The 24,411-nt window shown below is 56.5% G+C and carries 24 protein-coding genes; 12 read left to right on the top strand and 12 right to left on the bottom strand.

The window, feature by feature from the left end:
- Positions 1 to 32: 32 nt before the first annotated feature.
- Positions 33 to 1,187 (top strand): rod shape-determining protein RodA, encoded by a 1,155-nt coding sequence (rodA, locus tag B9Z33_RS15130; RefSeq protein ID WP_108287796.1) that lies wholly within the window; start codon positions 33 to 35, stop codon positions 1,185 to 1,187.
- A 51-nt stretch (positions 1,188 to 1,238) separates the two neighbouring features.
- Here the strand turns inward: rodA and B9Z33_RS15125 are convergent, their stop codons facing one another.
- Positions 1,239 to 1,568, bottom strand: coding sequence for a c-type cytochrome (locus B9Z33_RS15125; RefSeq protein WP_108287795.1), 330 nt, complete (start codon positions 1,566 to 1,568; stop codon positions 1,239 to 1,241).
- 123 nt (positions 1,569 to 1,691) lie between these two features.
- Here B9Z33_RS15125 and tldD point away from each other — a divergent pair, with 123 nt between their 5' ends.
- On the top strand, positions 1,692 to 3,152 hold the full coding sequence (gene tldD / locus B9Z33_RS15120) for a metalloprotease TldD (RefSeq protein WP_108287939.1): 1,461 nt from the start codon (positions 1,692 to 1,694) through the stop codon (positions 3,150 to 3,152).
- A gap of 234 nt (positions 3,153 to 3,386) precedes the next feature.
- Positions 3,387 to 4,508 (top strand): 3-deoxy-7-phosphoheptulonate synthase, encoded by a 1,122-nt coding sequence (locus B9Z33_RS15115; protein WP_108287794.1) that lies wholly within the window; start codon positions 3,387 to 3,389, stop codon positions 4,506 to 4,508.
- 99 nt (positions 4,509 to 4,607) lie between these two features.
- On the opposite strand, the gene B9Z33_RS15110 is transcribed toward B9Z33_RS15115, so the two are convergent.
- A complete protein-coding gene (locus tag B9Z33_RS15110; RefSeq protein WP_108287793.1) occupies positions 4,608 to 5,762 on the bottom strand; it encodes an acyltransferase family protein in 1,155 nt (384 codons plus the stop codon).
- A 74-nt stretch (positions 5,763 to 5,836) separates the two neighbouring features.
- A complete protein-coding gene (gene mpl, locus B9Z33_RS15105; protein WP_108287792.1) occupies positions 5,837 to 7,219 on the bottom strand; it encodes a UDP-N-acetylmuramate:L-alanyl-gamma-D-glutamyl-meso-diaminopimelate ligase in 1,383 nt (460 codons plus the stop codon).
- Positions 7,220 to 7,279: 60 nt separating this feature from the next.
- Here mpl and B9Z33_RS15100 point away from each other — a divergent pair, with 60 nt between their 5' ends.
- From B9Z33_RS15100 to B9Z33_RS15075, 6 genes are all read left to right on the top strand, one after another.
- Positions 7,280 to 7,864, top strand: a complete 585-nt coding sequence (locus B9Z33_RS15100; protein ID WP_108287791.1) for a hypothetical protein — start codon at positions 7,280 to 7,282, stop codon at positions 7,862 to 7,864.
- A gap of 14 nt (positions 7,865 to 7,878) precedes the next feature.
- Positions 7,879 to 8,421 (top strand): TlpA disulfide reductase family protein, encoded by a 543-nt coding sequence (locus tag B9Z33_RS15095; RefSeq protein WP_233252853.1) that lies wholly within the window; start codon positions 7,879 to 7,881, stop codon positions 8,419 to 8,421.
- A 161-nt stretch (positions 8,422 to 8,582) separates the two neighbouring features.
- A complete protein-coding gene (gene accB / locus B9Z33_RS15090) occupies positions 8,583 to 9,035 on the top strand; it encodes an acetyl-CoA carboxylase biotin carboxyl carrier protein (RefSeq protein WP_108287789.1) in 453 nt (150 codons plus the stop codon).
- A 15-nt stretch (positions 9,036 to 9,050) separates the two neighbouring features.
- Complete coding sequence (accC, locus tag B9Z33_RS15085) at positions 9,051 to 10,400, top strand: acetyl-CoA carboxylase biotin carboxylase subunit (protein ID WP_108287788.1); 1,350 nt, start codon at positions 9,051 to 9,053, stop codon at positions 10,398 to 10,400.
- Positions 10,401 to 10,406: 6 nt separating this feature from the next.
- Positions 10,407 to 11,303, top strand: a complete 897-nt coding sequence (gene prmA, locus B9Z33_RS15080; RefSeq protein WP_108287787.1) for a 50S ribosomal protein L11 methyltransferase — start codon at positions 10,407 to 10,409, stop codon at positions 11,301 to 11,303.
- Positions 11,304 to 11,342: 39 nt separating this feature from the next.
- On the top strand, positions 11,343 to 12,212 hold the full coding sequence (locus tag B9Z33_RS15075) for a zinc-ribbon and DUF3426 domain-containing protein (RefSeq protein ID WP_108287786.1): 870 nt from the start codon (positions 11,343 to 11,345) through the stop codon (positions 12,210 to 12,212).
- A 99-nt stretch (positions 12,213 to 12,311) separates the two neighbouring features.
- Here B9Z33_RS15075 and B9Z33_RS15070 read toward each other — a convergent pair whose 3' ends face one another.
- From B9Z33_RS15070 to B9Z33_RS15045, 6 genes are all read right to left on the bottom strand, one after another.
- Entirely contained in the window at positions 12,312 to 12,839 is a 528-nt protein-coding gene (locus B9Z33_RS15070; RefSeq protein WP_108287938.1) for a histone H1-like repetitive region-containing protein, read from the bottom strand.
- 192 nt (positions 12,840 to 13,031) lie between these two features.
- A complete protein-coding gene (locus tag B9Z33_RS15065; RefSeq protein ID WP_108287785.1) occupies positions 13,032 to 14,159 on the bottom strand; it encodes a ribonucleotide-diphosphate reductase subunit beta in 1,128 nt (375 codons plus the stop codon).
- Positions 14,160 to 14,300: 141 nt separating this feature from the next.
- Entirely contained in the window at positions 14,301 to 17,186 is a 2,886-nt protein-coding gene (locus tag B9Z33_RS15060; protein WP_233252874.1) for a ribonucleoside-diphosphate reductase subunit alpha, read from the bottom strand.
- A 469-nt stretch (positions 17,187 to 17,655) separates the two neighbouring features.
- Positions 17,656 to 18,243 carry a 1,6-anhydro-N-acetylmuramyl-L-alanine amidase AmpD gene (ampD, locus tag B9Z33_RS15055; RefSeq protein WP_108287784.1) on the bottom strand — a complete coding sequence of 196 codons (588 nt, stop codon included), beginning with the start codon at positions 18,241 to 18,243 and terminating at the stop codon, positions 17,656 to 17,658.
- A 13-nt stretch (positions 18,244 to 18,256) separates the two neighbouring features.
- The gene (locus tag B9Z33_RS15050) at positions 18,257 to 18,493 is read right to left on the bottom strand and encodes a PP0621 family protein (protein WP_108287783.1); all 237 of its coding nucleotides are present in this window, start codon (positions 18,491 to 18,493) and stop codon (positions 18,257 to 18,259) included.
- Positions 18,490 to 19,293, bottom strand: a complete 804-nt coding sequence (locus B9Z33_RS15045) for an inner membrane protein YpjD (RefSeq protein ID WP_108287782.1) — start codon at positions 19,291 to 19,293, stop codon at positions 18,490 to 18,492. Before B9Z33_RS15045 ends, B9Z33_RS15050 begins: the two co-directional genes overlap by 4 nt.
- A gap of 77 nt (positions 19,294 to 19,370) precedes the next feature.
- Between B9Z33_RS15045 and ffh the strand changes: the two genes are divergently transcribed.
- Positions 19,371 to 20,753 carry a signal recognition particle protein gene (gene ffh, locus B9Z33_RS15040; RefSeq protein ID WP_108287781.1) on the top strand — a complete coding sequence of 461 codons (1,383 nt, stop codon included), beginning with the start codon at positions 19,371 to 19,373 and terminating at the stop codon, positions 20,751 to 20,753.
- A 20-nt stretch (positions 20,754 to 20,773) separates the two neighbouring features.
- Positions 20,774 to 21,178 (top strand): gamma-glutamylcyclotransferase, encoded by a 405-nt coding sequence (locus tag B9Z33_RS15035; protein ID WP_108287780.1) that lies wholly within the window; start codon positions 20,774 to 20,776, stop codon positions 21,176 to 21,178.
- A gap of 93 nt (positions 21,179 to 21,271) precedes the next feature.
- Here B9Z33_RS15035 and miaB read toward each other — a convergent pair whose 3' ends face one another.
- Positions 21,272 to 22,633: a tRNA (N6-isopentenyl adenosine(37)-C2)-methylthiotransferase MiaB gene (miaB, locus tag B9Z33_RS15030; RefSeq protein WP_108287779.1), complete on the bottom strand. Its 1,362-nt coding sequence runs from the start codon at positions 22,631 to 22,633 to the stop codon at positions 21,272 to 21,274.
- A gap of 677 nt (positions 22,634 to 23,310) precedes the next feature.
- Here miaB and B9Z33_RS15555 point away from each other — a divergent pair.
- Positions 23,311 to 23,484, top strand: coding sequence for a hypothetical protein (locus B9Z33_RS15555; protein ID WP_158270226.1), 174 nt, complete (start codon positions 23,311 to 23,313; stop codon positions 23,482 to 23,484).
- 111 nt (positions 23,485 to 23,595) lie between these two features.
- Here the strand turns inward: B9Z33_RS15555 and B9Z33_RS15495 are convergent, their stop codons facing one another.
- Positions 23,596 to 23,925 carry a hypothetical protein gene (locus B9Z33_RS15495; protein ID WP_146183873.1) on the bottom strand — a complete coding sequence of 110 codons (330 nt, stop codon included), beginning with the start codon at positions 23,923 to 23,925 and terminating at the stop codon, positions 23,596 to 23,598.
- 10 nt (positions 23,926 to 23,935) lie between these two features.
- Positions 23,936 to 24,370 carry a hypothetical protein gene (locus tag B9Z33_RS15490; RefSeq protein WP_146183872.1) on the bottom strand — a complete coding sequence of 145 codons (435 nt, stop codon included), beginning with the start codon at positions 24,368 to 24,370 and terminating at the stop codon, positions 23,936 to 23,938.
- Positions 24,371 to 24,411 lie beyond the last annotated feature (41 nt).

Below are 24,411 nucleotides of genomic sequence, written 5' to 3'. Positions count from 1 at the left end.
TTTTCAAAATTCAGCCTGAGATAATCTGCGCCATGGGTTCAGTCATTCAAAAACCAACGCTGTTTCAGCGCGTGAGGTATCTGCTCAAGGGTTTTGATGGCCCCTTGGCCTTTGCCGTGTTCATGCTCGCCTGCGCGGGCTTGTTGATCATGTTTTCTGCTGGCCATGACCATGGCACACGCTTTGTGGACCACGGCCGCAACATGCTGCTGGCCGGTGCCATCATGTTTGTGGTGGCCCAGGTGCCACCCCAAAAACTCATGGCCTGGGCCGTGCCGGTTTACACATTGGGGGTGGTGCTGCTCATTGCGGTGGCGCTTTTTGGCATCACCAAAAAAGGGGCCCGACGCTGGGTCAACTTGGGCGTGGTGATCCAGCCCAGTGAAATTTTGAAGATTGCTTTGCCCCTGATGTTGGCGGCATGGTTTCAAAAACGTGAAGGTCAACTGCGGCCGTTTGATTTTGCGGTGGCCTTGCTCATTTTGGGTGTCCCGGTCGGCTTGATCATGAAGCAGCCTGATTTGGGGACTTCATTGCTCGTGCTGGCCGCTGGCTTGGCGGTGATCTTTTTTGCTGGTCTCAAATGGCGCTGGATCTTGCCGCCTGTGGTGCTGGGCCTCGTTGGGGTGGTGGTGCTGGTCATCATGGAGCCCACTTTGTGTGCCGACGATGTGGACTGGCGTGTGTTGCACGAATACCAGCGGCAGCGCATTTGCACCTTGCTCGACCCTGCGCGTGACCCCTTGGGCAAAGGCTTTCACATCATTCAGGGCATGATCGCCATCGGCTCGGGTGGGTTCTTGGGCAAAGGCTTCATGCAAGGCACGCAAACCCACCTGGAGTTCATTCCCGAGCGGACCACCGACTTCATTTTTGCAGCCTATGGCGAAGAGTTCGGTTTTGTCGGTGGCCTGTACCTGATTTTCTGGCTCTTCTTTTTGGTCTACCGTGCCTTGGTCATCGCAGCCGAGGCGCCGACCCTCTTCAGTCGCCTGCTGGCGGGCAGCATGGCCATGATTTTTTTCACCTACGCTTTTGTGAACATGGGCATGGTCAGCGGCATCTTGCCGGTGGTGGGGGTGCCTTTGCCTTTCATCAGCTACGGCGGCACGGCCATGGTCACTTTGGGTCTGGCGCTGGGCATCCTCATGTCGATTGCCAAGGCCAAGCAGCTGGTGCAAACATGACCTTTGCCGCTTGAGCGGCGGGGTTGGGGCGGCCCATCTGGCAGCCTGTTTTTACTGGCCCATGATCCACACGAAGATCTTTTTGGCTTCTTGCTCACTGACCATCGGGCGTTCCCAAGCATCGGGCATGTTGGTGGTGGAGCTCCAATGCTGACCACCGCCTTCACGGGTGCCATTGCGGATGGTGGCGATCAACATTTGCTCGGCCACCGGATTGCCATTCCATCGGTAAGCAATGCGCTTGAAGGAGGGGCCGATGACGTTTTTGTCCACCGCGTGGCATTGCAGGCATTGCTTTTCTTGCACCAGTTGGAGGTTGGCGAAAGCCGCATGGCTGGCGCACAGTGCGATGATGAAACTGAAAAATGGGCGCTTTGTCATGAGAATCTCCTGGGGTGATGAAAGCCAGCTCAAACTTAGCAAGCGCCCCCAGGTCACGTCTGTGTGTTGCCTCGCTAAAGAACACACCGGCAAGGGGCTTGATCAGTCCCTACAATGTCTTCCATGATTTCACGCGAACCCACCATCGAACGCCTGGCCACGGCCAGGTCCCTGTTGCTTGACCCGTTTGGTCTGAACGAAACCCACCTGACGCAAGCACTGAACGCCATCAAGGCCCATGCGGTCGATGACGCCGATCTTTATTTCCAATACACCCGTTCCGAAGGCTGGAGCCTGGAAGAAGGCATCGTCAAGACCGGCAGTTTCAGCATCGACCAGGGTGTGGGGGTGCGGGCCGTGTCGGGCGAGAAAACCGCGTTTGCCTATTCAGACGACATTTCTGAAGCCTCTTTGATGGACGCAGCCTTGACGGTGCGCTCCATTGCCTCGGCGGCGCAAAACAAGCGCATCAAGGTGCCCGCGCGCAAGATTTCAGCCAGCCGCTCGCTCTACCCCTCGCTGGACCCGATGTCCACGCTGGACAGCACCGCGAAAGTGAATTTGCTCGGCCGTGTGGAGAAGATGGCCCGCGCCAAGGACCCGCGTGTGGTGCAGGTCATGGCCGGCTTGGCCACCGAATACGACGTGGTGATGGTCGCCCGCGCCGACGGCACCCTGGCCGCCGATGTGCGCCCTTTGATCCGCCTGTCGGTCACGGTGATCGCCGAGCAAAACGGCCGCCGCGAAGTGGGTAGCTCTGGCGGCGGTGGCCGCTTCGGCCTGGCCTACTTTGACGATGGCATGGTCGAGAGCTATGTGCAAGAAGCCGTGTCGGCCGCGCTCATCAACCTCGCAGCCCGCCCTGCGCCTGCGGGCGAGATGACTGTGGTGCTGGGCAACGGCTGGCCTGGCGTGCTCTTGCACGAAGCCGTGGGCCATGGGCTAGAGGGTGACTTCAACCGCAAGGGCTCCAGCGCTTTCAGTGGCCGCATTGGCCAGCGCGTGGCCGCCAAGGGCGTCACGGTGCTGGATGACGGCACCATGGCCGACCGCCGTGGCTCGCTCAACGTGGACGACGAAGGCCACGCCAGCCAGAAGAACGTGCTGATCGAAGACGGCATCCTGCGTGGCTATATCCAGGATTCAATGAACGCCCGCCTGATGGGCGTCAAGCCCACGGGCAATGGCCGCCGCGAAAGCTATGCCCATGTGCCCATGCCGCGCATGACCAACACCTACATGTTGGGCGGTGACAAGAACCCCGAAGAAATCGTGGCCAGCATCAAAAAAGGCCTGTACGCCACCAACTTTGCAGGTGGCCAGGTGGACATCACCAGCGGCAAGTTCGTGTTCTCGGCCAGCCAGGCCTACTGGGTGGAAAACGGCAAGATCCAATACCCCGTCAAAGGCGCGACCTTGATCGGCAGCGGCCCCGAGTCGCTCAAGAAGATCAGCATGATCGGCAACGACATGAAACTTGACTCGGGCGTGGGCACCTGTGGCAAAGAGGGCCAGAGTGTGCCGGTGGGCGTGGGTCAGCCGACCTTGCGCATCGACGGCTTGACTGTCGGGGGCACGGCCTGAAGGGCCTGTTCGGGTTTGTCCTTGGTCAGGCCCGTCAGGAAGCGTCAGAAACCTGTGATACATTGAACCTCATGTCTTTGCGCATCGCTTTTTACTTTTTTTATTTTTGGTTCTCAGTCCCCGGCGGACGAGAGGCGAGCGCATAAGCACCCGAACATCTCGACACACACCGCCGGAGCCCCAAAGCCCGGCGGTTTTTTTTCACCTGTCTTTTTTCAATCTTAGGAGCCCACGATGAACGCCAAAACCACAGCAACTGAAGCTTGGTATCCGAATACAGTTGACCGAACTGGCCAGACAGACGACGAACGCATCAAGGACATCACCGTGCTCCCACCGCCAGAACATTTGATCCGCTTCTTCCCGATCGCCGGCACGGCGACGGAAACTCTGATCGCCCAAACCCGCAAATCCATCCAGAACATCGTGCATGGAAAAGATGACCGCCTGCTGGTCATCATCGGCCCCTGCTCGATCCATGACCCTGCCGCGGCTTTGGATTACGCCCGCCGCCTGAAGCCCTTGCGCGACCAATACGCCGACACGCTGGAAATCGTGATGCGTGTGTACTTCGAGAAACCCCGCACCACCGTGGGCTGGAAGGGCCTGATCAATGACCCTTACCTGGACGAGAGCTACCGCATCGACGAAGGTCTGCGCATCGCACGCCAGCTGCTGATCGAGATCAACCGCCAGGGCCTGCCCGCAGGCAGCGAGTTCCTTGACGTGATTTCGCCCCAGTACATCGGCGACCTGATCAGCTGGGGTGCCATTGGCGCGCGCACCACCGAAAGCCAGGTGCACCGCGAGCTGGCCTCGGGCCTGTCGGCCCCCATCGGCTTCAAGAACGGCACCGACGGCAACATCAAGATCGCGACCGACGCGATCCAGGCTGCGGCCCGTGGCCACCACTTTTTGTCGGTGCACAAAAACGGTCAGGTCGCCATCGTGCAGACCCAAGGCAACAAGGATTGCCACGTGATTCTGCGCGGCGGCAAAGCCCCCAACTACGACGCTGAGAGCGTGGCCGCAGCTTGCAAGGAACTCGAAGCCGCCAAACTGCCAGCCACCCTGATGGTGGACTGCAGCCACGCCAACAGCAGCAAAAAGCACGAGCGCCAGATCGACGTGGCCAAAGACATCGCCACGCAAATCAGCGGCGGTTCGCGTCAGGTGTTCGGCGTGATGGTCGAGAGCCACATCCTGGACGGCGCCCAGAAGTTCACGCCCGGTAAGGACGATGTGACGAAACTGACCTACGGCCAAAGCATCACCGACGCCTGCATCGGCTGGGACGACAGCGAAGGCGTGTTGCAGGTGTTGTCTGATGCAGTGAAGGCGCGCCGCGCCCGCTGAGTCGATAAGGGGATCTTGCTCACTTTTGAGAGATGAAACGATGCCCCCGTTTCATCTCTTCACTTACCTAGCTTCGAGTCGGGTCTTTCAGGCAACTTTTCAGTGGCTTTGCCCTATGGTTGTGAGTCCGAACCATGGCCGTAAAAGCCTGATGCGTTTGATCAGTTCGTAGCCGCTATAACTTAGCGCGAATGTACAAATGATCAGAACGGGGCCTTCGATTGCGGGACGCAGCCGCAAGGGAAGTAAGACCTGACTTGCCACAATGATGATGGTCTGGTGAAGCAAATACACAGGAAAAACGGCTTCAGATAGATGAGACCGAATCCATGAATCGCGGTTTAAATGAATTTTGGCAAAGCCGAATGCAGTGACCAGTGCGCTCCATTGGTAAATGGCAATGACCGCATGCGCATAGGGCTTTGTCGGCCGAATAAAAACCAGTACAGCCCAGAAGCAGACGGCCAAAAACAAGGCTGGCCAGCGCATTCGGGCTAGCCGGGCCCATAGCGTGTTGTTCGAGGTGAGGGTTGCGCCGATGAAAAACATCGTCAGGTAAATCCCGTGGTTGAATACATCGCCCCAAAGCGCGTGCGTCGACGGGTAGCGCTCGAACAGTGTCAATCGCAAGAAAAATATCCAGGCCATCGGGATGAGCAGAAGACCCCATCCACGTAATACCCTCTCAGCGAGCTGTGATGTTTCTGTCCATATGGTTGGTCGCAAAGTGGTCACAGTGCATGCCAGCATGGTGTAAACCCACAGATAGGGCAAAAACCAGAGGTGGTTCCATGTGGGGAGAACCAGGCATCGGCCGGTGTCGCAAAAACCGTGATAGCCCGTGTAGTAAAGGCGCAGGAACGCTGCGTAGTCGCCTGCGTATTCGAATTTCTGGGTGACCTCGAAATAGGACTGAGGCGGGATGATGAAAAGCACACCGCACAACAGTGGCAGCAACAGACGGGCACTTCTCTGTTTCACAAATTTCAGGTGGGTGCCATTTTTCAACAGGCAGGCGGTCACCGCACCAGAAATCATGAACAGCAGACTCATCCGCCAGGGCTCGGAGAGCTTCATCCATGGAACCAGGTCGGGTCCGGCGAAAGGACTTTTGACATGAAAGTCCCAGCTGACGTAGTACATGCCGACGTGATAAAGAACCAGCACAGCGAAGGCCAGGATGCGCAGCCAGTCCAGAAAGTAAAGTCTTTCCGTTGCAAGACCGGCTGTTGTCTGTGCTGTGCTGTTGCTCATTGGATTGAATTTCAAAGAAGCTTTTTGTACTGCAATGATTTGTCCAATGGGCTTGTGAACCCGTCAGACGATGATCAAAGAAATCCCAGTTTTTCCAGCAGTTTGGCGTGAATACCCCCAAACCCGCCATTGCTCATGCACAGCAGGTGATCGCCCGGTCTGGCCTGGGCCAGCACCTGCGCAATCACCTCGTCTATGTTGGCACCCACTTGCGCACGTGCGCCCATGGACGCAAGGGCTGCTTTGGCATCCCAGTCCAGGCCACCCGAATGGCAAAACGCCAGATCGGCTTCTTCCAGACTCCAGGGCAGCTGGGCCTTCATCGTGCCGAGCTTCATGGTGTTGCTGCGCGGCTCAAAGATCGCGAGGATGCGTGCCTGGCCCACCTGACGGCGCAGGCCGTTGACGGTGGTGCGGATCGCCGTGGGGTGGTGGGCGAAGTCGTCGTAGACGGTGATGCCGCCCCCTTCGAATGGAATGGTGCCGCGCACTTCCATGCGGCGTTTGACGTTTTCAAACGTGGCCAGCGCCTGCGCCGTTACGGATGGTGCTACGCCCACATGTTCGGCAGCGGCGATGGTCGCCAATGCGTTGAGCTGGTTGTGCACGCCGCCGATGGCCCACTGGACTTCTGCCGCCAGTTTCCCGGCCTGCAAGACCTTGAAGTGCGAGGGCTCACCTTCGGCGACAAAGTCGCTGACGGCGCTGCCAAATGTGCGCACTTCGCTCCAGCAGCCTTGGCCCAGCACGCGGGTCAGGCTTTCTTCCAGGCCGTTGACCACCACGCGGCCTGAGCCGGGCACGGTGCGCACCAAGTGGTGGAACTGGCGTTCGATGGCGGCCAGGTCGTCAAAGATGTCGGCGTGGTCGAACTCCAAATTGTTCAGGATCGCGGTGCGCGGGCGGTAGTGCACGAACTTGCTGCGCTTGTCGAAGAAGGCCGTGTCGTATTCGTCGGCCTCGATCACGAAATATTGGCCGCCGCCCAGCCGGGCCGAGACGCCAAAGTTGAGCGGCACGCCGCCCACCAGAAAGCCCGGTTGCAAACCCGCTTGCTCCAGCACCCAGGTGAGCATCGAGGTGGTGGTGGTTTTGCCGTGGGTGCCCGCCACCGCCAGGACATGCTTGCCTTGCAGCACGTGTTCGGCCAGCCACTGCGGGCCGCTGGTGTAGGGCGCACCCGCTTCCAGAATGGCTTCCATCAGCGGGAATTTGGGGCTTCCTTCAGCCAAGCGCGCACGGCTGACCACGTTGCCGACCACGTACATGTCAGGCTTCAAATCCATCTGATCGGCACCAAAGCCTTCGATCAGCTCGATGCCCAGAGCGCGCAGCTGGTCGCTCATCGGCGGGTAAACACCGGCGTCACAACCGGTGACCCGGTGCCCGGCTTCTCGCGCCAATGCCGCCAAACCACCCATGAAGGTGCCACAAATGCCCAAAATATGAATATGCATGGGGGGATTTTAGGTGGCGCAGACGTGGCTCAGGCATCTGCCCGGGCACAATCGGCACCCATGAACGATGTTGCCCTTGAAATTGCTGCGACAGCCGCCCGGTTGGTGGTGGAAGAAGGCTTGGCTTTTGGGCCAGCCAAACACCGGGCCCTCAAGGAGTTGGGCTTGCCTGGCCGCACGGCCTTGCCTCCCAACGACGTGGTGGAGTCCGAGGTGCGTGACTACATCGCCCTGTTTTGCGCCGACACCCAGCCGGGTGAACTGCTCGCTTTGCGTGAATTGGCCAAGGTCTGGATGCAGCGCTTGGCCGAATTTCGTCCGCACCTGGGTGGCGCGGTCTGGCAGGGCTGGGCCACCCGTTTGTGCGACGTCGATCTGGCTTTGTTTTGTGACGATCCCAAATCGGCTGAGATCGCGCTGATCAATCAGAACCAGCGTTACGAAGTCCAGACTGTTCGGGGCTTGCACGGTGATGATGTGGATGTGCTGAGTTTGCACAGCTTTTGCGCACCGTTGGACGAAGATGTGGGTGTGCATTTGCGCATTTACGACCTGGACGATTTGCGTGGCGCCTTGCTGCCCGATGCCCAAGGCCGCTCACCCCGAGGGGATTTGGTGGCGCTGGAGCGCCTGTTGGCAGCATGAAAGACAATCCGGACATGAACCATCAAAGCTCTGGTGCCTCACGGCGCAATGTGATTTTGGGGGCCGGCGCGGCGGCTGCGGTGGCAGGCATGGGCTTGGCCTTGTGGCGTTTGGAGCCCAAAGCGGTGGCGGATGCGAGCCATCACCCGGTCTGGTCAGAACAGTTCGAAACCCCTTCGGGTGAGGGTTTGCGCATGTCGGCATTTCGTGGGAAACCCCTGCTGCTGAACTTTTGGGCGACCTGGTGCCCACCGTGTGTCGATGAATTGCCCATGTTGGATGCTTTTTGGCGCGAACATGCACCCAACGGCCATCAAGTGCTTGCTTTGGCCATTGACCAGCCCAGTGCGGTGCGCCGATTCCTGGGGCGTCAACCCTTGGGATTCCCGGTTGGCATGGCGGGGTTGGCGGGCACCGAGTTGGCCAAAACGCTGGGCAATGCTGCGGGCGGCTTGCCGTTTACTGTGTTTTTCAAAGCAGATGGCAGTATTTGGCGGCAAAAGATGGGTCAATTGACGAAAGACGATTTGCTTCAGTGGGGGGCTGCTGCCGGTTAAGCTTGTTCAGGGCTTATTCCCTTCTGTTTTTGACAAGTGAATTCATCAAATTCTGGTGAATTTCCGCTTCTATCGTCTTGAATGGCTGCAGTTTCGGGGTGTTTTGATGAAAATTGGTGTAAATTCGATCCATTACATGTGCTCAACGCGATGGAGGATCTATGGATTTGCGCAAACTCAAAACACTGATTGATCTGGTGTCTGATTCGAATGTTTCTGAACTCGAAATCACCGAGGCAGAAGGCAAGGTTCGCATTGTCAAAAGCATGGGCGTTGCTGCCCCGATGGTCATGCAGCAGGCGGTCCCTGTCGCTGTGGCCAGCGCACCGGTTGCAGCTCCTGTCGTGGCAGAAGCACCCGCTGCCCCCGTGGTGCCAGCTGGTCATGCCGTCAAATCACCGATGGTGGGCACTTTCTACCGTTCGTCCAGCCCGGGCGCTGCACCCTTCGTTCAAATCGGTTCTGTGGTGAAAGAGGGCGACACCCTGTGCATCATCGAAGCCATGAAGATCCTCAACGAGATCGAGTCCGACAAATCGGGCACTGTCACGCAGATCCTGTGTGAAAACGGCCAGGCTGTGGAATACGGTCAGCCCTTGTTCATCGTCGAATAAGCAAACGGGGATTTCATGTTCAAGAAAATCCTGGTGGCCAACCGCGGTGAGATCGCTTTGCGAATCCAGCGCGCATGCCGAGAGTTGGGCGTCAAAGCGGTCATGGTGTATTCCGAGGCCGACAAAGACGCGAAATACGTGAAGTTGGCCGAAGAAGCCGTGTGCATTGGCCCGGCGGCTTCTTCGCTGAGCTACCTCAACATGCCCGCCATCATTTCGGCCGCTGAGGTGACCGATGCCGAGGCCATTCATCCCGGCTATGGCTTTCTGAGTGAAAACGCTGACTTTGCTGAGCGCGTCGAAAAAAGCGGTTTCCAGTTCATTGGACCCACGCCGGACTCGATCCGCATCATGGGTGACAAAGTGTCTGCCAAGCAGGCGATGATCCGTGCGGGCGTGCCTTGCGTGCCTGGCTCTGAGGGCGAACTGCCCGACGATCCGGTTCAGATTCGCCGCATTGCCAAGAGCGTGGGTTACCCGGTGATCATCAAGGCCGCTGGCGGCGGCGGCGGTCGTGGCATGCGCGTCGTGCATACCGAAGCGGCCCTGATCAACGCGGTGCAAATGACCAAGGCCGAAGCGGGTGCTGCTTTTAACAATCCTGCGGTCTACATGGAAAAGTTCCTGCAGAACCCGCGCCACATCGAAATCCAGATTTTGGCTGACAAGCACAAGAATGCGGTTTACTTGGGTGAGCGCGATTGCTCCATGCAGCGCCGTCACCAAAAAGTGATCGAAGAAGCGCCAGCACCGGGTATTCCCCGCAAGCTGATCGACAAGATCGGCGAGCGTTGCGTGGCCGCCTGCAAGAAGATCAATTACCGCGGTGCCGGCACTTTCGAGTTTTTGTACGAAAACGGCGAGTTCTATTTCATTGAAATGAACACCCGCGTGCAGGTCGAACACCCCGTGACCGAGTGGGTGACCGGTGTGGACATCGTGAAGACGCAGATCATGGTCGCTGCCGGTGAAAAGTTGCCATTCACGCAACGTCAAATTGAAATTCGCGGTCATGCCATCGAATGCCGTATCAACGCCGAAGACGCCTTCAAGTTCACGCCTTCGCCTGGACGTGTGACGTCTTGGCACATGCCCGGTGGACCAGGTGTGCGGGTGGACTCACACGTCTACAACAACTACTTCGTGCCCCCGAACTACGACTCGATGATTGGCAAGTTGATTGTTCACGGCGATACCCGCGAGCAGGCCTTGGCCCGCATGCAAACCGCCTTGAACGAGACGGTGATCGAAGGCATCAGCACCAACATCCCGTTGCACCGCGAGCTGATGGTGGATGCCAAATTCATGCAGGGTGGTACCAACATCCACTACCTTGAACACTGGCTGAGCCAGCACAAACGCTGAGACGCTATGTTTGAACTGAGCTTGCTGTGCCCGGAAGACCGGGTCGATGTCCTGAGCGATGCCCTCGATGCGCTCGATGCCTTGAGTGTGTCGGTGGAGGACGCCGATGCCCAGACCCCTGCAGAGCAGGCCTTGTTTGGTGAGCCCGGCATGCCGCCGCCCAAAGACGGCTGGCAGCGCTCGCGCATGGTGGCTTTATTTGCTCAAGAGGCGCAAGCGCAAGAAGCGCTGCAGCTGTTGTCAGCGCAGGACTTTTTTGAGGGATGTCGCATTTTGGGCGTTCAGTTGCTGGCCGATCAGGACTGGGTGCGTTTGACCCAATCGCAGTTTGCACCGGTTGAAATCACCCCTGATTTCTGGATCGTGCCCACATGGCACGAACCGCCTGCGCAAGCCAAGCAGATCATCCGGCTGGACCCTGGTTTGGCCTTTGGCACGGGCACGCACCCGACCACCCGCATGTGCTTGCGCTGGATTGCTCAGCACGGCGTGCAAGGTCAGCGCGTGCTGGATTACGGTTGCGGTTCGGGTATTTTGGCCATCGGAGCGGCCAAGTACGGTGCCTCGTCCATTGACGCTGTGGACATCGACGAGGCGGCGGTCACGTCCACCGAGCTGAACGCTGAAGCCAACCATGTTCAGTTGTTGGCGGGTTTGCCTGACAAGGCCAAGGGTCAATACCAGACGGTGCTGGCCAATATTTTAGCCACACCCCTCAAGGTGCTGGCTCCTTTGCTGTGCTCTTATGTGGCGTCGGGCGGTTCGTTGGTGCTTGCCGGCATTTTGGAGCGACAGGCCGATGAACTCAAGGCCGCTTATGCCCCCTGGATTCAGCTGGAAGTCGCTGACAGCGAAGATGGCTGGATCCTGATGACAGCCCAATCGGCCGCTGCTTTGGTCTGATCGGCAAGCAAAGGTGCTGGCCATGAACCTTGCCGCCGCATGACCTGGATTGTCCGTTGCCCTGAATGCGGCACGATCTACAAGCTGGTGCCTGATCAGCTCAAGATCGCTAAAGCTTGGTTGCGCTGCGGACAATGCCAGCATGCTTTTGACAGCACGGGTTTGGTGGTGGCATGGCCTGAGACCGCGTTGATCGACCGCGAGACGGCTGCTCCTGTTGACAACGCAGAGCGCTTGGTCATCGACGAATTGCTCAAGCAAGAAGACAGGTCCGAAACGGTTGTTCAAACTGTGACAGCCGTGTCTGCATTTGAAGAAGCCCTCGCGACCTTCAAACCCCAGCCCTTGTCGCCCTTGCGCAACGAGGCGACGCCTGCGGCTTCAAACGAAAACGGTCATCACCAGTCATACGCTGCACAACCTGAGAAGAACCCAGGCCAAACGAGGGGGCAGCATTCGTGGCGGATAAAGTTGGGCGTGCTGGTCTTGTTGTTAGCGCTTGCGCTCCAGTGGCTTTGGATCGAACGCCGCACGCTTGCAGCGGCTGATCCCAGCATTGCAAGAATTTGGCAGATGGTTTGCCGCACATGGGGTTGCAATGTCTCTTCGCTGCAAGTGCGCGATGGCATGGTCATTGAGAACTCCAGTTTGACGCCGCGTGAAGAGGGTGGCTTTTTGCTCAGGTGGTCGTGGCGCAATGCCACATCGAAGCCTTTGCAGACACCTGCTTTGGAGTTGACGCTTTTAAGTGCGCAAGACAAAGCTTTGCTGCGTCGTGTGATTCCTGTTGCAGAGCTGGGTGCACCAGCGTCTTTGGCACCCGGGCAAACTTGGGATGGGCAATTGCAACTCATGCCTGAAGATGACCTGGCACCCTCGGGATACCGGCTTCTCAGCTTCTACCCCTGAGCTGAACACGGGCTCTTTCTACAAAACGCAGAGCCCACAAAAAAGCCCGCCACTGTTGCCAGTGTCGGGCCTTAGCGCTACTTGCGTCTAACTTTTGAATCAGGGCTTGGCGGCCGAAGGAAACGGCCATGCAGCTTGTGGATTCAGTGTTGTCTGTGCAGCGGGGGCAGCGGGTGCTTTAGATGCCTTCTTTGCAGCAGGTTTTTTAGCAGCTTTTTTAACAGCGGGCTTTTTGGCGGCTGGCTTTTTAGCAGCAGTTTTCTTGGCTGCGGCTTTTTTAGCTGGAGCGGCTTTTTTCGCTGCTGGCTTTTTGGCGGCTACTTTTTTAGGAGCTGCTTTTTTAGCTGGAGCGGCTTTTTTCGCTGCTGGCTTTTTGGCGGCTACTTTTTTAGGAGCTGCTTTTTTAGCTGGAGCGGCTTTTTTCGCTGCTGGCTTTTTAGCGGCTACTTTTTTAGGAGCTGCTTTTTTAGCTGGAGCGGCTTTTTTCGCTGCTGGCTTTTTGGCGGCTACTTTTTTAGGAGCTGCTTTTTTAGCTGGAGCGGCTTTTTTAGCAGCGGGTTTTTTGGCCACAGCGGCCTTCTTTGCGGGAGCAGCTTTTTTTGCCGCTACTTTTTTTGCAGTTGCCATGATTTTCTCCTTGATCAAGTTGAGAACTCAACGGAAAGGGAACGCTTGGTGCTTGTTGGATTGCACAAAGCGATCCATGGTGCTGAGGAAACCCCCAACACCATGAACGCGGGAAAGCCACAGCTCCCAACACCCGAAGGCGTTGCGAAGTGTGGCTTGAAGAGGGGTTGCATTGACGGGGTGTTCAGAAGATCAGTCCCAGGACAAGGCTCCACCGGATTGGTATTCGATGACCCGGGTTTCAAAGAAGTTGCGTTCTTTTTTCAGGTCGATCATTTCGCTCATCCAGGGGAATGGATTTTCCTCGTTCGGGAACAAGGCCTCCAAGCCGATCTGGGTGGCACGGCGGTTGGCGATGTAGCGCAAATAGCCTTTGAACATGGACGCGTTCATGCCGAGCACGCCGCGCGGCATGGTGTCTTCGGCATAGCGGTATTCGAGTTCGACTGCTTTGAGGAACAGTTCCTTGATTTCGGCCTTGAACTCGGCTGTCCACAGCTGTGGGTTTTCAAGTTTGACGGTGTTGATCAGGTCAATGCCGAAGTTGCAGTGCATCGACTCGTCGCGCAGGATGTACTGGTACTGCTCGGCAGCGCCGGTCATCTTGTTTTGACGACCCAGCGCCAGAATTTGCGTGAAGCCCACATAGAAGAAGAGTCCTTCCATCAGGCAGGCGAACACGATCAGCGACTTGAGCAAGGTCTGGTCGGTTTGCAGTGTGCCGGTATGGAAGTTCGGGTCCATGATCACGTTGATGAACGGGATCAGGAACTCGTCCTTGTCGCGGATGGACTGGACTTCGTTGTAAGCGTTAAAGATTTCGCTTTCGTCCAGACCCAGCGATTCCACAATGTACTGGTAAGCGTGGGTGTGGATGGCTTCTTCGAAGGCCTGGCGCAACAAGAACTGACGGCACTCGGGGGCTGTGATGTGGCGGTAAGTGCCCAGCACGATGTTGTTGGCCGCCAGCGAGTCGGCGGTGACAAAAAAGCCGAGGTTGCGCTTGACGATGCGGCGCTCGTCTTCGGTCAGACCGTTGGGGTCTTTCCACAAAGCGATGTCCCGGTTCATGTTCACTTCCTGCGGCATCCAGTGGTTGGCGCAGGTGGCCAGGTATTTCTCCCAAGCCCATTTGTATTTGAAGGGAACCAGCTGGTTGACGTCGGTCTGGCCGTTGATGATGCGTTTGTCTGCCGCATTCATGCGGCGTGGGCTGGCTGTTGAAGATGCAGCAGCAGGCGCTGTTGTTTCACCAGCGCCGGAAAAAGAGGGCATCACAGGTTGCGATGCGGGTTTGACTTGATCGTCCCAGGACAACATAAAAAATTCCAATTCTCAAATTATGAAAGCAAGCGCGCGAAATTCAAAGAAGCGAGGCACTTTTTCGATCTGCGCAACCGTGAAGTGTTGTTCAATTGCATCGCACTTGGCATGTCACAGCCAAGTGCAATGTTTTTCAAATCACTGGCAAGCCTCACAACCTGGATCATCGATCGCGCAAAACTTGACATCGGTGGCTGGTGTCGCGTTCATCTGCGCTTGCGCTGAAGCCGCTGCTGCATCCAATGCGCTCATGCTTGAAGATGGTGCACCCGATGAAGAGACTGCGTTGTGCGAGCCTGCTTGCACTGTCGATTTTTCCGCTTGCGTTGCGCTGGATGTGCGCAGGTAGTACGTGGTTTTGAGGCCGCGCAACCAAGCCAGTTTGTAAGTGTCGTCCAGCTTCTTGCCCGAAGCACCGGCCATGTAGATGTTGAGCGACTGAGCTTGGTCAATCCACTTCTGACGGCGTGCAGCCGCTTCGACCAGCCAAGTGGTTTCGACTTCAAACGCAGTGGCGTAAAGGGCTTTCACTTCTTGCGGCACGCGGTCGATCGGGCGCAGTGAACCGTCGAAGTGTTTGAGGTCCATGACCATCACGTCGTCCCACAGACCCAGGCGCTTCAAGTCACGCACCAAGTAGCCGTTGATCACGGTGAACTCGCCTGACAAGTTGGACTTGACCGACAAGTTGCCAAAGCAAGGCTCGATCGAGGCGTCCACACCAATGATGTTGGAAATGGTGGCTGTAGGGGCAATGGCCACGCAGTTGGAGTTGCGCATGCCGTCTGCAGCGATTTTCTTGCGCAGCGTGTCCCAATCCAGTGTGGACGAGCGGTCAACTTCAACATAACCACCGCGCTCGCGCTCCAGCAGGTTGAGGGTGTCCAGAGGCAAGATGCCTTGATCCCAGAGAGAGCCTTTGTAGGTGGCGTACTGGCCGCGTTCTTTGGCCAGCTCGGTCGATGCCCAGTAGGCGTAGTAACAAATCGCTTCCATCGACTGGTCGGCAAATTCCACCGCCGCTTGTGAGGCGTAAGGGATGCGCATTTCGTACAGCGAATCCTGGAAACCCATCAAGCCCAGACCGACAGGACGGTGGCGCATGTTGGAGTCACGGGCCTTCTTGACGGCGTAGTAGTTGATGTCGATCACGTTGTCCAGCATGCGCATGGCGATCGTGATGGTCTTTTTCAATTTGTCGTGGTCAATGACTTTGCCGGTGGCGCTGTCTTTGAGGTGGCGCGACAAGTTGACCGAGCCCAGGTTGCACACAGCGGTTTCGGTGTCGCTGGTGTTGAGCGTGATTTCAGTGCACAGGTTGGACGAGTGGACCACGCCGACGTGCTGCTGAGGCGAGCGCACGTTGCAAGGGTCTTTGAATGTGATCCAAGGATGACCGGTTTCAAACAGCATCGACAGCATCTTGCGCCACAGGTCGGTGGCAGGCACGGTCTTGCTGGGTTTGATCTCGCCACGTTCGGCTTTTTGTTCGTAAGCCACATAGGCTTTTTCGAAGGCCAGACCAAACAGGTCGTGCAGGTCGGGTACATCGGATGGCGAGAACAAGGTCCAGCTGCCTTTTTCCATCACGCGGCGCATGAACAGGTCGGGGATCCAGTTGGCCGTGTTCATGTCGTGGGTGCGGCGGCGGTCATCGCCGGTGTTCTTGCGCAGTTCCAGGAATTCTTCGATGTCCAGGTGCCAGGTTTCCAGATACGTGCAGACTGCGCCCTTGCGCTTGCCGCCCTGGTTCACGGCCACAGCCGTGTCGTTGACGACTTTGAGGAAAGGCACCACGCCTTGCGACTCACCGTTGGTGCCCTTGATGTGCGAGCCCATGGCGCGCACGCGCGTCCAGTCGTTGCCCAGACCGCCCGCAAATTTGGACAGCAAGGCGTTTTCCTTGATCGATTCGTAGATGCCGTCCAGATCGTCGGGCACGGTGGTCAGGTAGCAGCTTGACAGTTGTGAGCGCAAAGTGCCGCTGTTGAACAGGGTTGGTGTCGAGGACATGAAGTCAAACGAAGACAGGATCTCGTAGAACTCGATGGCACGGGCTTCGCGGTTGATTTCGTTGAGCGACAGGCCCATGGCCACGCGCATGAAGAAGGCTTGCGGCATCTCGATGCGTTGCTTGCGCACGTGCAGGAAGTAGCGGTCATACAGTGTTTGCAAACCGAGGTAGTCAAACTGGAGGTCGCGTTCGGGCTTGAGTGCCGAGGCCAGTTTTTGCAAATCAAACTGCAGCAGTTTTTCGTCGAGCAAGTCGTTGTCAACGCCTTTTTTGATGAATTTCGGGAAGTAGTTGATGTACTCCGCACCCATCTGGTCTTGTGTCACTTCCTTGCCCAGGATTTCCTTGGCAATGGTGTGCATCAACAAGCGGGCAGTCACATAGGTGTAGTCCGGATCCTTCTCGATCAAGGTGCGCGAAGCCAGTATGGATGCTTTGTAAACCTCTTCCATGGGCACGCCGTCATACAGGTTGCGCATGGTTTCGGCCACGATGGGTTCCGGGCTGACGTCTTTGCCCAAGCCTGCACAGGCGTTGACCATCAAGGATTTGAGGTAGTCCAGATCCAGTGCAATGCGCTGACCGCCATCGATCACATGCAGACGGGGCTCTGAAGAAGGTGCGGGCGCCGCCTGTTGCTGCTGCTGGGCGCGTTCTTGGGTGCGGCGCTCGCGGTACAAGACATAAGCACGTGCAACTTCGTGGTTGCTGCTGCGCATCAAGCCCAATTCGACTTGGTCCTGCACGTCTTCAATGTGGAAAGTGCCGCCACCAGGGCGTGAGCGAACCAAGGCGCGCACCACGTTTTGGGTGAGTTCTTCGACCACTTCGCGAACGCTAGCAGATGCCGCGCCCTGTGTGCCGTGTACCGCCAAAAAGGCTTTCATCAGGGCCACTGCGATCTTGTTTGGCTCAAAAGACACGACAGCGCCGTTGCGGCGAATGATCTGGTAGTGGGCAAGTGCCTGTGAGGCTGGCGTGTTGCCGTGTGCTGTTTCTGGCTGGCGCATCTGGCCGGCAGATGAGGTCGTGATGTTCAGGTCTGTTTGCATGGTCATTTCTTTGATTTTTCGGTGATCGTTGAGTCTGGAGTTTGACGCTTGAACTGGCGTCAAATTCAATTGTGAGAATTTGTAAGGGACACTATATCTGGTGTCTGGCGTCATGACAAGCCACTACAGGTAGTGTACCGGCCTGTTTTGCCACTCTGGCCGGGGAGGGGTAAATAAATTGATGTCAGGCCGAGTTGGGTTCAACTTTTCACTTGCTGAAAAAGTGTCTTGAAGTACTTGTCTCCAAGCCCTCGGGATATGTTTTTTCAAGCCTGGAGCGGCTTACCGAAGACTTGTGCTGAAAAAACCTTGATTGGCTTGCATTGCGATGGCTTGGCGAGAGCGCTTTCCAAAATCAAAGGATGATTTCAAAGAGGTCTTCGGATGGTCAAAATATTTTTTGAGCAAGCTGCGCTGCGCATCCCTATCAGGGAAAAACCTGAGGCGATAAATCCAACAGTTTTTGCAGACGTGCCCAGTCGAAGCCTGGACCGGGGTCCTGTTTCCTGCCGGGCGCAATGTGTTCGTGTCCTGCCACATGCGCGATGGGGTAGTTGCGTCTCAAGTCCTGGCAAAGATCAGTCAGACACCTGTATTGGGCATCTTCAAAGAGATCGCCTTCGAGGCCTTCGAGTTCAATGCCGATCGAGTCGTCATTGCAGTTGGCCCGCCCTCTGTACTGGGACTGCCCTGCATGCCAGGCGCGGTCATCGCAGCTGACAAATTGCCAAAGCGCGCCATCGCGGCGGATGTAAAAGTGCGATGAAACTTCCAGCCCCCGGATGGTCTGAAAGTAAGGGTGTGTGTCCGAATCGAGCTGGTTGGTGAACAAGCGTTGCACCGCGTCTCCACCGTATTGCCCAGGCGGCAGGCTGATCGAGTGGATCACGACCAGGTCAATGCAGGCATGGGGGGGGCGAGGTCCGAAATTGGGTGACTCGAGCCGCTGAGCTTGAGGATGCCAACCCTGCTTCCAAAGAGGCGTCGGTATTTTCCCGGGTGCAGGCTGGTGCATGGTTGCTGTGGTGTCAGCCTGGGTTGCGGTCTTGTGCTTCTGTGCGGTGCTCGGTGCTGCAGTAAAGGCCTTTTTGACCTGTGACCGCTTCTTCGTGCGGCAGATGGATGCCGCAGTGCGCGCAGGTCACCATTTCTGAGGGCTTGGGTGCTTGTTCTGCTTGGGTCGGGGCGGATGTGTTGACGGCACGGCCTCGTTTGAGGGCCCATATGACCACCAGAACCACCAGCAATAAAAACAGGTACTTCATCCCATGCGCCCCAACAAGACTTCCAAAACAAATCGGGAGCCCGCATACGACAAAAGCAGCAGGCCCGCACCGATGTAAAGCACCCTGACCGCACGTCGGCCACGCCAGCCCCATTGGCTTCGGCCGATCAGCAAAACGGCAAAGGTGACCCATGACAGCAAGGCAAAAAGGGTTTTGTGATCCCAGCGCCAGTGAGTGTTGCCTTGGCCGTAAAGTGCGTCACCAAATAAAACACCCGCCACCAGCGTGGCGCTCAGCAGCACAAAGCCTGCCGTGACAAAGCGGAAAGTGAGCCGCTCCAGGGTCAGCAGCGGTAAACCGCTCTCTGCATCGTGCGCCAGACGTATCTCGTGCTCGGCGCGCGTCATCATCCAGGCGTGCACCACGGCTGCAGCAAACATGCCGTAAGCCGATAAACCCAAGGCCCAATGCAGCGGTAGCCAGGCCGACGCTTGGGTGGTCAAGGGTGTGCCGGGAAACCACCAGGCCAGCACGACGGCCAGTGCGCCCAAGCCGCCCATGGCCCAGCGTGCTTTGAATTTAGGGAAAAACTGGCTTTCAATCATGTAGGCCGTCACCACCAGCCAAGCGGTCACGGAAATGGCCGGTGCAAATCCGAAACGAACGGGCCCGATCAACAAACTCAGCAATGCCACTGCATGGGCAACCCAGGCCAGCCAAAGCAGGCGGCGTGCATGCGCGTCATTCAAGCGTCCACCCGCCAGCGCTGGAAACCCGTAGGCCAGCGCGGCCAGCGCGGTGGCGGGCAGCATCCAAAATGGGGGACTCGCTAAAATCATGGGTCCGAGTTTAGCCTTTCAGGTGCGGCCACAGGGGCTTCACCACCACGGTTGACCGGTTATTTCTGGATTCCCCCATGGCCTCCGCCCTGACCGACAAACTCTCACGCCTCGTCAAGACCCTCAGCGGACAGGCCCGCATCACCGAATCGAACGTGGCAGACATGTTGCGTGAAGTGCGCATGGCCTTGCTGGAAGCCGATGTGGCCCTTCCCGTGGTGCGCGATTTCATTGCCCGGGTGAAAGAAAAAGCCCTGGGACAGGAAGTCATGGGTTCACTCAAGCCCGGCCAGGCTTTGGTGGGCGTGGTCAACCGCGAGCTGGCCGCTACTATGGGCGAAGGTGTGTCGGACATCAACCTGGCGGCGCAGCCCCCCGCTGTGATTTTGATGGCCGGTCTGCAAGGTGCCGGTAAAACCACCACCACCGCCAAGCTGGCCAAACACCTGATCGAAAAGCGCAAAAAGAAAGTGCTCACGGTTTCGGGCGACGTGTACCGCCCCGCCGCCATCGAGCAGCTCAAGACGGTGACGGCGCAGGCCGGGGCCGAATGGTTCCCCAGCTCGCCCGACCAAAAGCCGATCGACATCGCCCGCGCTGCCATCGACTACGCCCGTAAACACTTTTTTGACGTGCTGCTGGTCGATACCGCCGGTCGCCTGGCGATTGACGAAGCCTTGATGGCCGAGATCAAGGCGCTGCATGCTGAACTCAAACCCGTTGAAACGCTGTTCGTGGTGGATGCCATGCAAGGCCAGGATGCAGCCAATACCGCCAAGGCTTTCAGCGACGCACTGCCTTTGACGGGCATTGTGCTGACCAAATTGGATGGCGATTCGCGTGGTGGTGCAGCTCTGTCTGTGCGACAGATCACGGGTGTGCCGATCAAGTTTGCGGGTACGAGCGAGAAAATTGATGGTCTTGAAGTGTTCGATGCCGAGCGTCACGCTGGTCGTGTGCTGGGCATGGGCGACATCGTGGCCTTGGTTGAACAGGTCACCGCTGGCGTGGACATGGAGGCGGCGCAAAAGCTGGCCGCCAAGGTCAAGAGCGGTGGTGGGTTTGACCTGAATGACTTTTTGGCGCAGATCCAGCAGATGAAACAAATGGGTGGTTTGTCGAGTTTGATGGACAAATTGCCTTCGCAGTTGTCGGCCAAAGCAGGAGCGATGGACATGGACAAGGTCGAAAAAGACATCGGCCGCAAGCAAGGCATCATCCACAGCATGACGCCCAAAGAGCGCAGCAAGCCTGAATTGATCAAGGCCACCCGCAAGCGCCGCATTGCTGCAGGTGCAGGCGTTCAGGTGCAAGACGTCAACCGCATGCTCAAGGAGTTTGAGCAAATGCAGGACATGATGAAAAAAATGTCCGGTGGCGGCATGATGAAAATGATGAAGCGCATGGGGGCCATGAAAGGCATGATGGGCGGCGGCGGCTTTCCCGGCATGCCGCGCTGATCTTCACAGAGCACAAGCCCATGACGCTTCTCTTCATTTACGGCACGCTGATGCCCGGTTTGCGCCTCGAGGCTGAAATGCACGGCGCGCGCTTTGTGGGCGCGGCCCAAGTGCCGGGTCGCTTGGTCGATGTGGGGCGTTTTCCCGGCCTGCTGCTGGACCTGTCCACGGGCAATGGAACGGTCACGGGCGAAGTCTATGAAGTCGATGACGCGCACTTGGCCCGACTGGATGTGGTGGAAGGCCTGGTGCACGGCGACCGCGCCGCATCTCAATACTGGCGCGAAGCCGTGACTGTGCTCGGTGGGCCGTTGCAAGGCCAACCGGTGCAGACCTATGTTTACAACCACCCTTTTGATGGCTGCACCCCCATTCCGCACGGGGACTACCGCCGCTACATCCGAGAAATCGGCCGCGAGTCTTGAATTTCAGGGTCTTTTGTAGGAGCGAGCCCCCGCTCGCGAATGTCTGCATGGGCTCGGCACGCATTCGGCCGCAGGGGCGGCCTCCCACATATTTCAGTCCTTGATCACCAACTCGCCGCGCAGTGAGTGCGACAGGCCTTGGGTGATGCGCACATCCGCCATCTGACCGATCAGGCGGTCCATGTGGGGGCCACCGGGGAAGTTGACCACCCGGTTGCATTCGGTGCGGCCCGCCAGCTCGGTGGCGTCCTTGCGTGAAGGGCGCTCCACCAAAATGCGCTGCACCGTGCCCACGCGGCTGTCACCGATGCGCTGCACGTTCTCTTCGATGGTGGCTTGCAGGTGGTGCAGGCGGCGCAATTTTTCAGCGTGCGGCGTGTCGTCGTGCAGGTTGGCTGCCGGCGTGCCGGGGCGGGGGCTGAAGATGAAGCTGAAACTCGTGTCAAAACCCACATCGGTGATCAGCTTCATCATCTTGTTGAAGTCGTCCTCGGTCTCGCCGGGAAAGCCCACGATGAAATCGCTGCTGAGCGACATGTCGGGGCGGATCGCCCGCAGCTTGCGGATCGTGCTCTTGTATTCCATGGCGGTGTAGCCGCGCTTCATGGCCATCAAGATGCGGTCCGAGCCGTGCTGCACCGGCAAGTGCAGGTGGCTCACCAGTTTGGGGATCTTTTCGTACGCGTCGATCAGCCGTTGCGTGAACTCGTTGGGGTGGCTGGTCACGTAGCGGATGCGCTCGATGCCCGGTATGTCGGCCACGTATTCCAGCAGCAGCGCAAAGTCGGCTATGTCCACAGCGCTTGTGCTGTTTGTGATGGTGTTGCCGCCCATCCTGCCCCGGTAAGCGTTCACGTTCTGGCCCAGCAGGGTGATCTCTTTCACGCCCTGCGCGGCCAGCCCCGCCACCTCGACCAGCACGTCGTCAAACGGCCGTGACACCTCTTCGCCCCGTGTGTAGGGCACCACGCAGTAGCTGCAATATTTGCTGCAACCTTCCATGATCGACACAAAGGCGGTGGCTCCGTCCACCTTGGCGGGCGGCAGGTGGTCAAACTTTTCAATCTCGGGGAAGCTGATGTCCACCTGCGGGCGCTGCTTGCGCTCGCGCTCGGCCAGCAGCTCGGGCAGGCGGTGCAGGGTCTGTGGGCCAAACACCACGTCCACATAAGGCGCACGCTTGATGATCTCGGCGCCTTCCTGGCTGGCCACGCAGCCGCCCACGCCAATCAGCACGCCCTTGGCTTTCAGGTGCTGCACCCGGCCGAGATCGCTGAACACTTTTTCTTGCGCCTTCTCGCGCACCGAGCAGGTGTTGAACAAAATCAGATCGGCCTCGTCCACGTCCTGCGTGGGCTCATAGCCCTGGGCCGCGCCCAGCACATCGGCCATCTTGTCCGAGTCGTACTCGTTCATCTGGCAGCCAAAGGTTTTGATGAAGACCTTCTTGCTCATGCGGCCTCCACGGTGTTCACGGAGGTGATGAAGTCAAGGCAAAGCAAAGCACGCCCGTGAAGGGCCAGAGTGCAGCGGTTCATGGTGTAGATCCAGAGGCTGTTGAGGAAAGCGCTTGGGGCGCTGGGGAGGGGGAATTATCGCAGGTGGTGATTCAATGGTTCTGCTATGGCTGTCTAGGGTGCTCTGTTATCAAGCGGTTAAAGTTTAATTTTTAACAACGACCACCGTATAAAGCACACATTTTTTGGGCATGATCAAGGCATCGAGAAATGTTTCGTAACTGATTTTCTAATTGAAGGATGCACCCTAGCTTTTTTTGTTCGGAGCCGCGACTGTAAATACAATCAGCTTTGTACTCTTCGTGTAGATGAGCATTTGTTTCTAGAATGAATTCAAGATCGATGTATTGACTTATCCAAAACCCCTTGCTGTCGGTGGCTAGCTTCAACCGTCTAGAGATAGTATTAGGACCACACGATTTCCAATCAATTTCATCCCAGCCTGCTGTTGCATTAAGTGATGAAAGTGTAATCAATGTAAATATTATTTTCTTTGATTTTAAATTGAAAATATTAAATTTCATTTTGTATTAAAGCAATAAAAATTGAAATATTTCATAAATAGTCGTTCCTGCAAAATGCATCTCAAGCCAGCACCTAGCACTGATCTGAGTTTTGCAGTTCGTTACTGCCGATTATTTTGGTCAATTTCTCAAACAAGCCCGCCAAACTGCTCGCCTGCAACAGGCGCAACAAAAAGCCAAGGCCTTTCTTGACGATTATCCGCAGCAGCTAGCGCATGCTGTAGCTCGCTTCGCACAGCAGCGCATGCAGCACGTCCTCCTCTGAGCCCTTGAGGTAGTGGCTAATTTTTCAGAGTTTTTCATTATATTTTGCGGCGGCTTAGCAAAAGCAGTAAATTAAGAAAAAAACATTCAAATAGAGAAATAATATTTCATCTCAATTATTCGTTGTTAATAGCAAGTATAAGCCTGCTGGCAAACCAATCAAGGACATTATTTGAACCTTTTCGCGAAACCATGAAAGCAAAATTGGAATTGATAAAAAGTATGAGAGTGCAACAGCAATCAAAAGATCCCATGTCCCTGTTTTGAAAAAGCAAATTAATATAGATGCCAACAATCCAAGCCAACCAAGAAGCATTGCTTTACCACTTTGAAAGTATGTGCCTTGCATCAAGCCGTGCTGATTTGCATGTCCTGAGTAGATAATTAAAAGCACACTCGCTGACATTGCAATAACAGCACCAAGTAAAAATTGATTACTCACATTATTCTCCTTATTGTTTAATGCATTTAAAATAGATGTTGTCAGCGTCAATTTTTACGTATTTGCCACTTTTATCATAACCCCAAAACTCAGGCTGAGTTAGAGAATTTATACCAAGTGACAAAAACCCTAAGCCCCTTGACTTAGTGTTTATCCAACACATCCTACGAGAAGCATCATGTGAAGATACATCTTCAAAATAGTTAGCTATTTCGAATCTGCGTCCGTCCTTCCTTACCTCTGTCACAGTTTTTGTGGAACAGATTTTTATTCCTAAGTCATAGCAGTCTTCCGCCTTCACAGGACCTTGTACCAAGTAACCTGCATATGTGCCTGAGACGCAGAGCAAATACATTAATGAAGCAGCTAAAAATTTAAACATTTTTTTGATACGGAAATTGATCATTTTTATTTTAATGATAACAGAGAAAATCTTATTGGTCAACTTGCTTCCTTAGATGTGGCTAGTTGATTATCGATTGGCTC

It is taken from the genome of Limnohabitans sp. T6-20, assembly GCF_003063505.1.
Lineage (GTDB): Bacteria > Pseudomonadota > Gammaproteobacteria > Burkholderiales > Burkholderiaceae_C > Limnohabitans_A.
This window is presented reverse-complemented; position numbering and strand designations above follow the sequence as displayed.